10 protein-coding genes are annotated in these 15,772 nt (G+C 69.3%); 6 read left to right on the forward strand and 4 right to left on the reverse strand.

All coding sequences use genetic code 11. From position 1 onward, the window contains the following. The first annotated feature begins 276 nt into the window (after positions 1–276). Positions 277–1,215 carry a YceI family protein gene (locus IE226_RS08940; protein WP_190080571.1) on the forward strand — a complete coding sequence of 313 codons (939 nt, stop codon included), beginning with the start codon at positions 277–279 and terminating at the stop codon, positions 1,213–1,215. Positions 1,216–1,252: 37 nt separating this feature from the next. Here IE226_RS08940 and IE226_RS08945 read toward each other — a convergent pair whose 3' ends face one another. Continuing rightward, the gene (locus IE226_RS08945) at positions 1,253–1,498 is read right to left on the reverse strand and encodes a hypothetical protein (RefSeq protein WP_190080480.1); all 246 of its coding nucleotides are present in this window, start codon (positions 1,496–1,498) and stop codon (positions 1,253–1,255) included. Between the two features lie 137 nt (positions 1,499–1,635). Between IE226_RS08945 and holA the strand changes: the two genes are divergently transcribed. Next, complete coding sequence (gene holA / locus IE226_RS08950; protein ID WP_190080481.1) at positions 1,636–2,619, forward strand: DNA polymerase III subunit delta; 984 nt, start codon at positions 1,636–1,638, stop codon at positions 2,617–2,619. 284 nt (positions 2,620–2,903) lie between these two features. On the opposite strand, the gene rpsT is transcribed toward holA, so the two are convergent. Then, a complete protein-coding gene (rpsT, locus tag IE226_RS08955; protein WP_190080482.1) occupies positions 2,904–3,170 on the reverse strand; it encodes a 30S ribosomal protein S20 in 267 nt (88 codons plus the stop codon). Positions 3,171–3,420: 250 nt separating this feature from the next. On the opposite strand from rpsT, the gene lepA reads away from it, so the two are divergent. Beyond that, positions 3,421–5,292, forward strand: a complete 1,872-nt coding sequence (gene lepA / locus IE226_RS08960) for a translation elongation factor 4 (protein WP_190080483.1) — start codon at positions 3,421–3,423, stop codon at positions 5,290–5,292. A gap of 229 nt (positions 5,293–5,521) precedes the next feature. Then, positions 5,522–7,411, forward strand: coding sequence for an AMP-dependent synthetase/ligase (locus tag IE226_RS08965; RefSeq protein ID WP_190080484.1), 1,890 nt, complete (start codon positions 5,522–5,524; stop codon positions 7,409–7,411). Positions 7,412–7,454: 43 nt separating this feature from the next. Here IE226_RS08965 and IE226_RS08970 read toward each other — a convergent pair whose 3' ends face one another. Further along, a complete protein-coding gene (locus tag IE226_RS08970) occupies positions 7,455–8,039 on the reverse strand; it encodes a response regulator (RefSeq protein WP_190080485.1) in 585 nt (194 codons plus the stop codon). Between the two features lie 12 nt (positions 8,040–8,051). Continuing rightward, positions 8,052–12,152, reverse strand: coding sequence for a HAMP domain-containing protein (locus tag IE226_RS08975; RefSeq protein ID WP_190080572.1), 4,101 nt, complete (start codon positions 12,150–12,152; stop codon positions 8,052–8,054). 270 nt (positions 12,153–12,422) lie between these two features. Here IE226_RS08975 and IE226_RS08980 point away from each other — a divergent pair, with 270 nt between their 5' ends. Both IE226_RS08980 and hemW read left to right on the forward strand, forming a co-directional pair. Then, positions 12,423–14,342, forward strand: coding sequence for a SpoIIE family protein phosphatase (locus tag IE226_RS08980; RefSeq protein ID WP_229870653.1), 1,920 nt, complete (start codon positions 12,423–12,425; stop codon positions 14,340–14,342). A 95-nt stretch (positions 14,343–14,437) separates the two neighbouring features. Continuing rightward, positions 14,438–15,670, forward strand: a complete 1,233-nt coding sequence (gene hemW / locus IE226_RS08985) for a radical SAM family heme chaperone HemW (protein WP_190080486.1) — start codon at positions 14,438–14,440, stop codon at positions 15,668–15,670. Positions 15,671–15,772 lie beyond the last annotated feature (102 nt).

The following is a 15,772-nucleotide window of genomic DNA, read 5'->3' on the forward strand; positions in this document are numbered from 1 at the left end:
GCGCACGACCCCATGAGCCGACGAGCGCACGACCCCATGAGCGCACGAGCGCACGACCCCATGAGCGCACGAGCCGACGAACTCACCAGTCCATGAGCCCACAATCCGATGATCTGCCAAAACACCCTTCGCGGGCATCAATTCGGTTACTCGCGACACTTCAAGCGCTAGCGCTGTATTCCAGCGAAGTGGGTTCGTGTTGCATCGAATGCCGCAACGGTGATCGAATGCACCTTCGGGACAGGAGTTGTCAAGGTGCGCGGGGGTGTGTCGCATATGTTCGGCCGCTGGCTGAGAGACCGTACGGGCCGTGGCGGTCGGGCGAACCGAGCCGCTGGAGCGGGGCCGGCTGCCCGGCCGGTCCGGGCGGGCAGGACCGGAGGGCCCTTGTCCGCCGTGGCAGTTCCGCCTCGCGCGGGCGTGCTCAGTTGCCGGGTGCTCGACCCGGTCAACGAGCCGGTGCGGCACGCGGAGTTTTCGATCAGTGATGCCATGGGGCGCAAGGTCATCGGCGGGGGACTTGATCCGTTCGGCTCGTTCGTCGCGACCGTTCCGGCCGGGGACTACCGCTTGGCGGTCTCGGCGGAAGGGTTCACTCCGTACCGGGCGAACGCCACCGTCGGGGAGAGCGCGCACGCCTCGCTCGGCGACGTCATGCTCCAGATAGCGCCTGCCCTGCCGTTGCCCGAGTCCGGTGACTGGGAGATCGATCCGCTGCACTCGTCCGTCGCCTTCACCGCGCGGCACATCGGGCTTGCCCGTATTCACGGACGGTTCAACAGCTTCGCGGGCGCGGTACGGCTCGGGGAGCGCATGGAGGACTCCGCGATGCACGTCGTCATCGACGCCGCTTCCATCGATACCGCGGTGAAGATGCGCGACGACCACCTGCGGTCCGGCGACTTCCTCGACGTCGAGCGCTTCCCGACGATGGAGTTCTACAGCGACCGCTTTGTGCACAAGGGCGGCAGCCGCTGGGCGATCACGGGCGGCCTGACGCTGCACGGTGTGACGCGCACGGTCACGCTCGAGACGGAGTATCTCGGGGTGGGCCAGGGTCTTGAGGGCGAGACCCGTGTCGCCTGTCGTGCCTCCACCGAGTTGCACCGCGACGACTTCACGATCAACTGGCAGACGATGCTCGCCCGCGGTATCGCGGCGGTCGGGCCCAGCATCTCCATCGACCTCGACATACAGGTCCTGCCCAAGGGCTGACGCCGCGCCTCGGCGCGGGCAGGCGGGCGGTGCCCCGTCAGGGTGCCTCGAGCCAGCCCTCGTACTCCTCGGCCAGCTCGTCGAGTGCCGCGCGGTCGAGACGCCGCTCGGGGTCCTCGACCACGACCAGCCACTGGGCGTCCTCGGCGTCGTCCTCGCCGGCCAGGGCGTCACGGACGAGCTGAGGCTGCTCGCGCACGCCGAAACGGTCGGGGAGCTCTTCTGCCACTTCCTCCGCGGCATCGCGGTCGGGCAGCACCAGGACATGTCGTACGTCGGTCACCTGGCCATTCTCCGGTACGGGACGAGCCGCCGGGCAACCGGCCGTACGGACCGACGTACGGACCGACGTGCGGAACCGACGTGCGGAACCGGCTGTACGGGACGGGCTGTCAGTGCCGCGTGGGATGCTTTACCGCGATGGCCAGGAAGACAGATACCGCCGACCCGCTCGCTCCTCTCACGCTCGCCGTGGGCCAGGAGGACCTCCTTCTCGACCGCGCCGTGCAGCAGGTGGTCGCGGCCGCCCGTGCCGCCGACGCCGACACGGACGTGCGCGACCTCACCTCCGACAAGCTGCAGCCCGGCACGCTCGCCGAGCTGACCAGCCCCTCGCTCTTCGCCGAGCGCAAGGTCGTGGTCGTACGCAACGCGCAGGATCTGTCGGCGGACACCATCAAGGACGTGAAGGCGTATCTCGCGGCGCCGGCCGAGGAGATCACCCTCGTCCTGCTGCACGCGGGCGGGGCCAAGGGCAAGGGTCTGCTCGACGCCGCCCGCAAGGCGGGGGCCCGCGAGGTCGCGTGCCCCAAGATGACCAAGCCCGCGGACCGGCTCTCGTTCGTGCGCGGCGAGTTCCGCACCCTGGGGCGTTCGGCCACACCCGAGGCATGTCAGGCCCTGGTCGACTCCATCGGCAGCGATCTGCGGGAGCTCGCGTCGGCGGTGTCCCAGCTGGTCGCGGACATAGAGGGCACGATCGACGAGGCCATCGTCGGCCGCTATTACACGGGCCGCGCCGAAGCCTCCAGCTTCACCGTGGCCGACCGTGCCGTGGAGGGGCGGGCTGCCGAGGCTCTCGAAGCTCTGCGCTGGTCCCTGTCGACCGGCGTCGCCCCCGTTCTGATCACCAGCGCCCTTGCCCAGGCCGTGCGGGCCATCGGGAAGCTCTCCTCCGCGCGGGGCGGGCGTCCTGCTGACCTCGCCCGCGAGCTCGGCATGCCGCCCTGGAAGATCGACCGGGTCCGGCAGCAGATGCGGGGGTGGTCTCCCGACGGGGTGGCGGTGGCTCTGCGGGCCTGTGCGGAGGCTGACGCGGGGGTCAAGGGCGGGGGCGATGATCCTGAGTACGCCCTGGAGAAGGCCGTCGTCACCATCGCCCGTGCGGCGAGGTCCGGTCGCTGAGGTTCTCTTTCAGACCTAGGGCCACCGCCCCCGCCGGTTCGGAAGCCGCGGGTCCGTCGTGGCTGGTCGCGCAGTTCCCCGCGCCCCTGACGGGGCCCCTCAGCCCCCGGCACCCCCGCCCCCCATGGCAGAACCCCGTCCGGACACAGCAATGCCCCCGGAGTGGGCCGGGGGCATCGTCGCAGCGTGGCGTACTGCGTGGTCTGTCCGCGATTCGAGGTAGAGGGCTCGAATTACCCTCGCGGGAGGATTGATCAACGCCCCGGCGAGCCGGGGCAAGGGCTTCAGCCCTGGAGGGTCGCGACCTTCGAAGCAAGCGCCGACTTCTTGTTGGCGGCCTGGTTCTTGTGGATGACGCCCTTCGAGACGGCCTTGTCGAGCTGACGCGAAGCCTCGCGCGTCGCCTCGACGGCCTTCTGGGTGTCACCGGCGGCAACGGCCTCGCGGGCCTTGCGGATCGCGGTCTTCAGAGAAGACTTGACCGCCTTGTTGCGCTGACGCGCCTTCTCGTTGGTCTTGATCCGCTTCATCTGGGACTTGATGTTCGCCACGAAAGAGCCTTTTCAGGTTCAGGTACTGCAGAGGTACTGCAGATGGGTTTTTTGACATGTGCCCGCAGTGCCGAGAGGGCAAGGAGACACAGCTGCCCAGATTACCAGCCACCCCACGGAGGACCCAATCCGGGCCCAGCACCTCACCCCGACCGGCCCAAACCGGGCCCAGTGCCCCACCCGTGGGACGATGGAATCTACGTATAGATCCGACCCGAGGCGACAGGCGCCTCAAGAGACAGGACCCTGCGTGCCCGCGACCCCTAAAAATGTGCCCGAGCCGAGCCGTACCGACCCGGCTCTGATCCGTAATTTCTGCATCATCGCGCACATCGACCACGGCAAGTCCACGCTCGCCGACCGGATGCTCCAGCTGACCGGTGTGGTCGAGCAGCGGCAGATGCGTGCTCAGTACCTCGACCGCATGGACATCGAGCGCGAGCGCGGCATCACGATCAAGTCCCAGGCGGTGCGTCTGCCCTGGGCCCCCTCGGAGGGCCCCGAGCAGAGCAAGACCCACATCCTCAACATGATCGACACCCCGGGTCACGTGGACTTCACGTACGAGGTGTCGCGCTCGCTGGCGGCCTGTGAGGGCACGATCCTCCTGGTCGACGCGGCGCAGGGGATCGAGGCGCAGACTCTCGCCAACCTCTACCTGGCGATGGAGAACGACCTCAAGATCGTTCCGGTGCTCAACAAGATCGACCTGCCGGCCGCCCAGCCGGAGAAGTTCTCCGAGGAGCTCGCCAACCTCATCGGTTGCGACCCGGAGGACGTGCTGAAGGTCTCCGCGAAGACCGGTATGGGCGTCGAGGCGCTGCTCGACAAGGTCGTCGCCGAGGTCCCGCCGCCGGTCGGCGTCGCCGACGCGCCCGCGCGCGCGATGATCTTCGACTCGGTGTACGACTCGTACCGGGGCGTCGTGACGTACGTCCGTGTGGTCGACGGCCAGCTCAACAAGCGTGAGCGGATCCGGATGATGTCCACCGGCGCCACGCACGAGCTGCTCGAGATCGGTGTGTCGTCCCCCGAGATGACCCCGGCCGACGGCATCGGCGTCGGCGAGGTGGGCTACATCATCACCGGCGTGAAGGACGTCCGTCAGTCCAAGGTCGGTGACACGATCACCTCCCTGCACAAGGGCGCGACCGAGGCCCTCGGCGGCTACAAGGACCCGAAGCCGATGGTCTTCTCGGGTCTGTATCCGCTGGACGGCTCGGAGTACCCCGACCTGCGCGAGGCCCTGGACAAGCTGCAGCTCAACGACGCCGCGCTCGTGTACGAGCCCGAGACGTCGGCGGCGCTCGGCTTCGGCTTCCGTGTCGGTTTCCTCGGTCTGCTGCACCTCGACGTGATCCGTGAGCGGCTGGAGCGCGAGTTCGGGCTCGACCTCATCGCCACCGCTCCGAACGTGGTCTACCGCGTGATCATGGAGGACGGGACCGAGCACACGGTCACGAACCCGAGCGAGTTCCCCGAAGGCAAGATCGACCAGGTCTACGAGCCCGTCGTACGCGCCACGATCCTCGCCCCGAGCGAGTTCATCGGTTCGATCATGGAGCTGTGCCAGAACCGGCGCGGCGTCCTGCTCGGCATGGACTACCTCTCCGAGGACCGCGTGGAGATCCGCTACACGCTGCCGCTCGCCGAGATCGTCTTCGACTTCTTCGACCAGCTGAAGTCCAAGACGCGCGGTTACGCCTCTCTGGACTACGAGCCCACGGGCGAGCAGTCCGCCCAGCTCGTCAAGGTCGACATCCTGCTGCACGGCGACAAGGTCGACGCCTTCTCGGCGGTCACGCACAAGGACCAGGCGTACGCGTACGGCGTGCGGCTCGTCGCCAAGCTGCGCGAGCTCATCCCGCGCCAGGCCTTCGAGGTGCCCGTCCAGGCCGCGATCGGCTCCCGGGTCATCGCCCGCGAGACCATCCGCGCCATCCGCAAGGACGTCCTCGCCAAGTGCTACGGCGGTGACATCTCCCGTAAGCGCAAGCTCCTGGAGAAGCAGAAGGAGGGCAAGAAGCGCATGAAGATGGTCGGCTCCGTCGAGGTGCCGCAGGAAGCCTTCATCGCGGTGCTCTCCAGTGACGACAGCGGTCCGGGCAAGGCGAAGAAGTAGCCCCGCCGCAACCGCGGCCCCGTCGGGCACGGGCGTCACGCAGGCATCACAGCGGGTCCGTCGCGCTCTTGCGCGGCGGACCCGTTCTTGTATGAAGTGACAGGCAGAAGCCCCTTACGTGGCGGGCTTCAGCGCTCTACTCTGATCACTGCTCGTAGGTTACTCGCAAGTTAAACAAGACCAGCAGCCGCCAGCCAGTCGCCGCATAGTCGCGGGTCCGGAGGATGTCGTGAGCGACACACAGACCTTGATCGAGAACCGTCCGCCTTCCGTGGCCCACCTCTTCCTTGAGCGCGTGGCGGCCACGCCCGGTGCCGAGGCCTACCGCTATCCGGTGCCGGCCGCCTCCGGCGAGGGCCCCGACGAATGGAAGTCGCTGAGCTGGGCGCAGGCGGCCGAGCGGGTCTACGCCATCGCGGCGGGCCTGATCGAGCTCGGCCTCGCGCCCGAGGACCGGGTGGCGCTCGCCTCGTCCACGCGGGTCGAGTGGATCCTCGCCGACCTCGGCATCCTCTGCGCGGGCGCGGCCACCACCACGGTGTATCCGCAGACCAACGCCGAGGAAGCCACCTACATCCTCTCCGACTCCGGCAGCCGGGTGCTCATCGCCGAGAACGCCGAGCAGCTCGCCAAGGCGCGCGAGAAGCGGGCCGAGCTGCCCGATCTGCGGCATGTCGTGGTGATCGACTCCGAGGGCGCGGGGACCGCCGAAGGCGACCCCGAGGGCTGGGTGCTCTCGCTCGCCGATCTGGAGGCGCGCGGCGCCGCCCACCTGGAGAAGAACCCCGAGGCCGTCAAGGAGCGGATCGCGGCGATCACCAAGGACCAGCTCGCCACGATCATCTACACCTCCGGCACCACCGGTAGGCCCAAGGGCGTGCGTCTGCCGCAGGACAACTGGTCGTACATGGCCAAGGCCATCGCGGCGACCGGTCTCCTCGGCGCGGACGACGTGCAGTACCTGTGGCTGCCGCTCGCACACGTCTTCGGCAAGGTGCTGACCTCGGGCCAGATCGAGCTGGGCCACGTCACCGCCGTCGACGGCCGCGTGGACAAGATCATCGAGAACCTGCCGGTGGTGCAGCCGACGTACATGGCCGCGGTGCCGCGCATCTTCGAGAAGGTCTACAACGGCGTCGCGGCCAAGGCGCGGGCCGGCGGCGGAGCCAAGTACAAGATCTTCCTGTGGGCCGCGGGGGTCTCCCGCGAGTACGCGAAGGTCAGCCAGGACAACTTCCGCAGGACCGGCTCCGCGTCGGTGCCCTTCGGGCTCGGCGCCAAGCACAAGGTCGCCGACGCGCTCGTCTACTCCAAGCTGCGCGAGGCCTTCGGCGGCCGGCTGCGCGCCGCCGTCTCCGGCTCGGCCGCGCTCGCGCCCGACATCGGCTACTTCTTCGCCGGCGCGGGCATCCACATCCTGGAGGGCTACGGCCTCACCGAGTCCTCCGCGGCCTCCTTCGTCAACCCCGGCGAGGCCTACCGCACCGGCACCGTCGGCAAGCCGCTGCCCGGCACCGAGGTCCGGATCGCGGACGACGGCGAGATCCTGCTGCGCGGCCCCGGCATCATGGAGGGCTACCACGGCCTCGACGACAAGACGGCCGAGGTCCTGGAGTCCGACGGGTGGTTCCACACCGGGGACATCGGCGAGCTGTCCGCGGACGGCTATCTGCGGATCACCGACCGCAAGAAGGACCTGATCAAGACGTCCGGCGGCAAGTACATCGCGCCCGCCGAGGTCGAGGGCCAGTTCAAGGCCGTCTGCCCGTACGTCTCGAACATCCTGGTGCACGGCGCCGACCGGAACTTCTGCACCGCCCTGATCGCGCTCGACGAGCCGGCCATCCTGGCCTGGGCCAAGGACAACGGCCTGGAAGGCAAGAGCTACGCGGACGTGGTCGCGGCTCCGGCGACGGTCGAGCTCGTGGAGGGTTACGTCAAGCAGCTCAACGAAGGCCTGCAGCGCTGGCAGACCGTCAAGAAGTTCAAGCTGCTGCCCCGCGATCTGGACATCGAGCACGGCGAACTGACGCCGAGCCTGAAGCTGAAGCGACCGGTCGTCGAGCGGGAGTACCAGCACCTGATCGACGAGATGTACGCGGGCTCGCGCGAGGCCTGAGTCTGCCGGATGCGTACGCGGGCGGGGGCCGGGCCGGACCCGGTCAGACGCCCCGCCCGCGCCGCATCTCCTTCACGAGCTCCTCCATGTGCGCCACCTGATGACGCAGTTCGAGGACGTCCTTGAGGCCGCTGGCCGCCATGTGCGACTCGATCGCGGAGAGGCGGACGGCAAGTTCGTCGAACTGCTGCTGCTCGCGCGCCAGCATCTTCTCCAACTGCCGGTTCTTGCGGTGCAGTTCGAGGAACACGGTGACCTTGGCGCGCAGCACCCAGGGGTCGAACGGCTTGGTCATGTAGTCCGCGGCGCCCGTGGCATAGCCCCGGAAGGCGTAGCCCGAGTCGTTGTCGGTGCCCGTCAGGAAGATGATGGGCACGTCCTTGGTCTGGTCGAGCCGTTTGATGTTCGACGCGGTCTCGAAGCCGTCCATCCCCGGCATGCGTACATCCAGGAGGATCACGGCGAATCGTTGCCTCAGCAGGGCCTTCATCGCCTCCTCACCCGAACGAGCGCGCACCAGAGGCTCGTTGAGTGACCCCAGGACGGCTTCGAGCGCCATCAGGTTGTCCTCCATGTCATCGACCAGGAGGATGCTTGCGCGGTTGTCGGTCATGACCTCTGTGCTCATGGTGACAGTGCCTCACTCGGACGTCGGCGGAACAGCGGCCTCCCCGTGAGCGCCTGCCGGTTCCACTGCAACGGGTTTCTCTTGGGTCGTGGGTGTGTCGGGCTCTTCCGTTTCGCCGCTCTCGGGGGCAAGGAGGGCACAGGCGACGGTGAGCAGTTGGTCGACGTCCACAGGTTTGGGTACGTAGTCGGTCGCACCTTGTTCGATGGCCTTCTCGCGGTCGCCGGGCATCGCCTTGGCGGTCAGCGCGATGATGGGCAGCCCGCTCCAGCGCGGTGTGCGGCGGATCGCGGCGATCGTTTCATAGCCGTCCATCTCCGGCATCATGATGTCCATCAGGATGAGGTCGGTGTCGGGGTTGCGCTCCAGGGTCTCGATTCCTTCGCGCCCGTTCTCCGCGTAGAGGACGGGCATGCCGACGCGGCTCAGTACATGGGTGAGCGCGAAGACGTTGCGGATGTCGTCGTCCACGATCAGGACGCGGCGCCCGCGCAGTATCCGGCCGGCCGCTCCCGCGCGGTACTCCTCCAGTTTCGTGGGGGTGGGCCAGCTGTCGTTCTGTTCGTGGAAGGTGTGCGGGGCCATGGTGACCCGCTCGTCGTGGTGCTCCGGCGTCGTCAGCGCCCTGGTCGCCGCGTACGCGGCGGCGGCCGGCCCATGGCCGGGGTGCACCACGGGGACGTACAGCGTGAAGGTGGAGCCCTGGCCCGGGCTGCTCTCCGCGGTGATACGGCCGCCGAGGAGTCCGGCGATCTCGCGGCTGATGGAGAGGCCGAGGCCGGTGCCGCCGTACTTGCGGTTGGTGGTGCCGTCGGCCTGCTGGAACGCCTCGAAGATGGCGGGCAGCTGGTCGGCCGGGATGCCGATGCCGGTGTCCTTGACGGCGAAGCAGAGCCGGTCGCCGCCGCCGTCGTGGGGCAGCATGTCGCCGGTGTTCTTGACCCGGCTCACGCGGAGCTCGACGCGGCCGCTCGCGGTGAACTTGACCGCGTTCGACAGGAGGTTGCGCAGGATCTGCTGGAGCCGCTGTTCGTCCGAGAACATCTCGCGCGGCACGTCATCGCCGACCGACACCTCGAAGGCGAGCCCGCGGTCGAGGGTGAGCGGGCGGAACGTCGCGTGGACGTAGTCGAGGACCTTGATCAGGGGGAGCTTCTTGGGCCGTACGTCCATCCGGCCTGCCTCGATCTTCGACAGGTCCAGGATGTCGTTGATGAGTTGCAGGAGATCGGACCCCGAGCGGTGGATCGTCGTCGCGAACTGCACTTCCTGGTCGGAGAGGTGGTTGTCGGGGTTGTCGGAGAGCAGCCTGGCCAGGATGAGCAGGGAGTTCAGCGGGGTGCGCAGTTCGTGCGACATGTTCGCCAGGAACTCCGACTTGTACTGCGACGACGTGGCGAGCAGCGCCGCCTTCTCCTCAAGCTCCGCGTTCGAGCGCTGCAACTCGGCCTGTTGGAGCTGGAGTTCGTCCGAACGGTCCTGGAGCTGGGTGGCGAGCCGCTGGGACTCGCTGAGCAGTGATTCAGTACGGGAGTTGGCGATGATGGTGTTGATCGCGACGCCGATGGTGCTCACGAACTGGTCGAAGAACGCCAGGTGCACGTCCGAGAAGCGGGAGAACGTGGCCAGCTCGATGACGCCGAGCAGCTTGTCCTCGAAGAGGATGGGGATGATCACCAGGCTGGCCGGCGCAGCGTCCCCGAGCCCCGAAGTGATCTTGATGTAGTCGGGCGGCACCTCGTCGACGAGGATCCGCTTCTTCTCCAGGGCCGCCTGGCGCACCAGGCCGTGCGCGGGCATCGCGCCCGTGTCGACGACCGAGCTCTGTGCGGAGCCGTACCCGGCGATGAAGGCAAGCCCCTTGACCGGCGGAGTCTGCAGCGTCGTGGCGTCCCCGGCCTCCGGGTCGGCCAGGAAGAAGGCGCCGTACTGGGCGTTCACCAGCGGCGTCAGCTCGCGCAGGATCAGGTCGGCGACCTCCATCAGGTCGCGGTGGCCCTGCATCAGGCCCGCGAGACGGGCGAGGTTCGACTCAAGCCAGTCCTTGGCGCGGGTGGTCTCGCGGAGGTTGGAGACCATGACGTTGATGTTGTTCTTGAGCTCGGAGACCTCGCCCCGCGTCTCCACGGTGATGGAGCGGGTCATGTCGCCCTGGGCCACCGCCGAGGCGACCTCGGCGATCGCGCGGACCTGGGTGGTGAGGTTCAGGGCGAGTTCGTTGACGTTCGTCGTCAGGCGCTTCCACGTGCCGTAGACGCCCTCGACCCGTGCCTGGCCGCCCAGCTGGCCCTCGGAGCCGACCTCGCGGGCCACCCGGGTGACCTCGGAGGAGAAGGAGGACAGGGTGTCCACCATGGTGTTGATGGTGGTCTTCAGCTCCAGGATCTCGCCGCGCGCGTCCACGTCGATCTTCTTGGAGAGGTCGCCCTGGGCCACCGCGGTCGCGACCTGGGCGATGTTGCGGACCTGGCCCGTGAGGTTGTCCGCCATGTAGTTGACGTTGTCGGTGAGGTCCTTCCACACGCCCGAGACGCCGAGCACCTGGGCACGGCCGCCGAGCCGGCCGTCCGTGCCGACCTCGCGGGCCACACGGGTCACCTCGTCCGCGAACGCCCGCAGCTGCTCCACCATCGTGTTGACGGTGTCCTTCAGCTCCAGGATCTCGCCGCGCGCCGTCACCGTGATCATCTTGGACAGGTCGCCGTTGGCTACGGCCGTGGTGACCTGGGCGATGTTGCGCACCTGGGAGGTGAGGTTCAGCGCCATGAAGTTGACGTTGTCCGTGAGGTCCTTCCACACGCCGGACACGCCGCGCACCTGGGCCTGACCGCCGAGGTTGCCTTCCGTGCCGACCTCGCGGGCGACGCGGGTCACCTCGTCGGCGAACGCCGAGAGCTGGTCCACCATCGTGTTGATGGTGGACTTCAGTTCGAGGATCTCGCCCTTCGCCTCGACCGTGATCTTCTTGCCGAGGTCGCCCTGGGCGACGGCCGTCGACACGAGGGCGATGTTGCGCACCTGGGAGGTGAGGTTGTCGGCCATGAAGTTCACGTTGTCGGTGAGGTCCTTCCAGACCCCCGACACCCCGCGCACCTGAGCCCGGCCGCCGAGGTTGCCTTCCGTGCCGACCTCGCGGGCGACACGGGTCACCTCGTCCGCGAACGCCGAGAGCTGGTCCACCATCGTGTTGACCGTCGACTTCAGCTCCAGGATCTCGCCCCGGGCGTCAACGGTGATCTTCTGGCTCAGGTCGCCGTTGGCTACGGCCGTGGTGACCTGGGCGATGTTGCGCACCTGGGAGGTGAGGTTCGACGCCATGAAGTTGACGTTGTCCGTGAGGTCCTTCCAGACCCCCGACACGCCGCGGGCCTGCGCCCGGCCGCCCAGCTGGCCCTCGGTGCCGACCTCGCGCGCCACGCGTGTCACCTCTGCCGCGAAGGCGGAGAGCTGGTCGACCATCGTGTTGACGGTCAGCTTCAGTTCGAGCAGCTCGCCCGTCGCCTCGACGGTGACCGTCCGTGTCAGGTCGCCCTGCGCCACGGCCGTCGTCACCAGGGCGATGTCACGCACCTGGGCGGTGAGCCGGGCCGCCATCGTGTTGACGGCCTCCGTCACGTCACGCCAGCTGCCGGACAGACCACGCACTTTGGCGCGCCCGCCGAGCCGCCCCTCCGTGCCGACCTCGCGCGCGACGCGGGTCACCTCGCCCGTGAAGAGCGAGAGCTGGTCGACCATCGTGTTCACCGCGCGGCCCAGGCGCCGCAGGTCACCCCGCAGTTCGCGGGAGCCGTCGTGCAGGTCCACGCGCTGAGTGAGGTCACCGCCCGCGACCGCGTTCAGGACCCGGGTGGCGTTGGCCGCCGGAGCCACCAGCGAATCGAGCAGGGAGTTGACGTTCTGGACGCGGGTGGCCCAGCTGCCCTGCCCCGGACTCGCCGAGAATCGCTCGTCGAGGTGACCGTGCCGGATGATCTCCCGGCGCACCCGGGCGAGCTCGCCGTCGAAGTGCAGGGAGCGGTCCAGCATTTCGTTGAACACGGTGTGCAGCTCGGCCGTCAGGCCGTGGCCGGTCACCGCGACCTTGGTGAAGTCCCCGTCCCGCGCCGCCCGCATGGCGGCGAGCAGCGGGCGCAGGTCGGAGACGGCGTCCGGAACTGACGCCGGGGCGGTCTCCGCGGCCGTGTCCGGACCGGGTCCGGAAACAGGGGGAGGTGTCGGAGTAGGTTTTGGTGCCGGAATCCGACCGTAATCGAGCGCGGGCATAGCACTGTTCTCACTCATAGCGGCCCACTTCAGTAACTCGGTGCTTATGGGCGTGGCCAGTCTGTCACTCTGTCGGTGTCGCCTGAGGCGTATTCGACCGAACTGCTCAGGAGCCGAAACGTGGGGTCCATTCCGATGCAACGGGAGACCACTTTCCGTGCGTCCGCCCAGCCGGGGCACCAGCCCGGCCCGCCGGCGGTGGTGTGTACATCACTGCCCGGCAACCCGTTGGCGCCCGCCGCCGCACGAAGGTTTGTGCGCGCCGCGCTCGCCGACTGGAGCGAACTCTCGGTGCCCGCCGCCGCGGGCGTCACCGACCGGCTCACGGACGATGCCGTGCTGCTGGTCAGCGAGCTCGTCACGAACGCCGTCGTGCACGCGGGCACCAACGTCGAGCTGCTGTGCCGGCTCGACGAGGCGGGCCTGGGCGAGAGCACCGACTCCCTGGTCATCGAGGTGTCCGACCACCACCCCGCCCGCGCGGTCCGCAGCGAGCCCGCGCCCCAGCTGCCGGGCATGCCCGAGTACGGCCGGGGTCTGCAGCTCGTCGCGGCACTCTCCGAGTCCTGGGGCATCACCTACCGCACCGGCACCAAGTCCGTCTGGGCCCGCCTGCCGGTCGAGGGCGTGCAGGCGCCCCAGGAGATCGAGACGTACGCGAGCGAGCAGGCGATACAGCGCGGGCTGCGCGGCATCGACATCCTCGCGCCGATGCCCCGGCGCGTCACGCACGACACCGAGTGGGTCAACCGCGGAGCGCTCACCTTCCTCGCCGAGGCGTCTGATCTGCTCGCCGGGCAGTTCGACGAGGAACTGGTGGCCGCCCTCGCCGGGCAGCTGCTCGTGCCGCGGCTCGCGGACTGGTGTGCCGTGTGGCTCGACGACGAGGCGGAGGCCGCGCCTCGCGGCGACGGGAGCAGCGGCAGCGCGAGCCGGCTCGCCCGCGTCTGGCACGCCAGCGAGCAGCGCATGGAGGAACTGCGCCGCAACCTGGAGAAGAACCCGCCCCAGCTGTCCGCGTCGGCGGGCTCCGGAGCCGTCCCCGTGCCGTGGCCCGGCGAGGCGATGACCGGCGAGGAGACCGGCACGGCCCTGGCGTACCGCCTGACGGCGGGCGGGGGCACGCTGGGCACGCTCGTCATCGGGCGGGCCGGGCTGATCCGCTTCGCCGACGAAGTCACGGGCCTCATCGAGGACTTCGGCCGCCGCGTCGCGCTCGCCATCAGCGCGGCGCGGCGCTACCAGCGCCAGGCCACCATCAGCCAGGTCCTGCAGCGCGGCCTCCTTCCGAGTTCCGTCGCGGACATCCCCGGCGTGCACAGCGGTGTGGTGTACGAGCCGCGGGACAAGGGCGGTCCCGGCGGCGACTTCTACGACGTGTTCCAGGCGGGCAAGGACCGCTGGTGCTTCGCGCTCGGCGACGTACAGGGCAAGGGCGTCGAGGCGGCCGTCGTGATCGGCCTGGCCAGACCGTGGCTGCGGCTGCTCGCCCGCGAGGGGTACGAAGTCGCGGAGGTCCTCGACCGCCTCAACCAGCTCCTCCTCGACGACGCCACCGAGGCGGCCGACGCGGCGGCGGCGGTGATCGCGGTCGCGGGCGGCCAGGGCCTGCCGCCCGACGGAGCCACCTCCCGGTTCCTCTCCCTCCTCTACGGCGAGCTGGTGCCCATGGACGGCGGCGGCGTCCGCTGCACGGTGGCGAGCGCCGGCCACCCCCTGCCGCTCCTTCTCTCCCCCGACGGGAAGGTCCGGGACGCGGCCACGCCGCAGCTCCTGCTCGGGGTCGACGACGCGACGTACATCAGCGAGACCTTCGAGCTGGAGACGGGCGACACGCTGCTCTGCGTCACGGACGGCGTGACGGAGCGGCGCTCGGGACGCCGGATGTTCGACGACGGCGACGGCCTCGCGACGGCGCTCGCGAGCTGCGCGGGCCTCGACGCGGGTCTGGTGGCGGAACGGATCAAGAGGCTGGTGCACGAGTTCTCGGAGAGGCCGCCGGACGACGATCTGGCGGTGCTGGTGCTCCAGGCGCAGTAGCGACAGCAGTAGCAGCAGGGGTGCGCGGGCGGCCCGGCGGCATGCGGCTTTCCGCCCGGCGTTCGCTTCGCCCGCGGTGCGGGACAATCGAAGGTATGCCTTCCGCACTGCCCGATGGTGAGCCCATGCCCGAAGACGGCGCGCTGCCCGCGTCCGCTCTGCAGGGAGCGGGTGCCCGCCCGCTCGGCTTCTACCTCCACGTCCCGTACTGCGCCACGCGCTGCGGCTACTGCGACTTCAACACCTACACGGCGACGGAGCTGCGCGGCTCCGGCGGCGTGCTCGCCTCGCGCGACAACTACGCGGACACCCTGATCGACGAGGTGCGGCTCGCACGGAAGGTGCTCGGCGACGACCCGCGCCCGGTCCGGACCGTTTTCGTGGGGGGCGGTACGCCGACGCTCCTGGCCGCGGCCGATCTCGTACGCATGCTGGGCGCGGTCCGCGACGAGTTCGGGCTCGCGGACGACGCGGAGATCACCACCGAGGCGAACCCGGAGTCCGTCGATCCGGCCTACCTGAGCGAGCTGCGGGAGGGCGGCTTCAACCGCGTCTCCTTCGGGATGCAGAGCGCGAAGCAGCACGTACTGAAGGTGCTCGACCGTACGCATACCCCCGGCCGGCCCGAGGCGTGCGTGGCCGAGGCGCGGGCGGCGGGCTTCGAGCACGTCAACCTCGACCTCATCTACGGCACACCGGGGGAGACGGACGACGACTGGCGGGCCACCCTCGACGCGGCGATCGGAGCCGGGCCCGACCACGTCAGCGCCTATGCCCTGATCGTCGAGGAGGGCACGCAACTGGCGCGGCGGATCCGGCGCGGGGAAGTGCCGATGACGGACGACGACGTGCACGCGGACCGGTACCTGATCGCCGACGAGGTGCTCGGGGGCGCGGGCTTCTCCTGGTACGAGGTGTCCAACTGGGCCACTTCCGAGGCGGGGCGGTGCCTGCACAACGAGCTGTACTGGCGGGGGGCCGACTGGTGGGGGGCCGGGCCGGGGGCCCACAGCCATGTGGGGGGCGTCCGGTGGTGGAACGTCAAGCATCCCGGGGCCTACGCGGGGGCGCTTGCCGCGGGGCGGTCGCCGGGGGCGGGGCGGGAGGTTCTCGCCGCGGAGGATCGCCGGGTGGAGCGGATTCTGCTGGAGCTGCGGCTGCTCGAGGGCTGCCCGTTGTCGTTGCTGCGGCCCGCGGGGCTTGCGGCTTCGCGCCGGGCGTTGGGGGAGGGGCTGCTTGAGGGCGGGCCCTACGAGGAGGGGCGGGCGGTGTTGACGCTGCGGGGGCGGTTGCTGGCCGATGCGGTTGTGCGGGACCTGGTGGACTGAGGTTCGGTCGGTCCCTGCGGGGCTCTCCCCAACCCCGCCCCTTCCCGAAACTGGGGCTCCGCCCCAGACCCCGCTCCTCAAACGCCGGAGGGGCTGAAAAGC

Source organism: Streptomyces longisporoflavus (assembly GCF_014649775.1).
GTDB classification, from domain to species: domain Bacteria; phylum Actinomycetota; class Actinomycetes; order Streptomycetales; family Streptomycetaceae; genus Streptomyces; species Streptomyces longisporoflavus.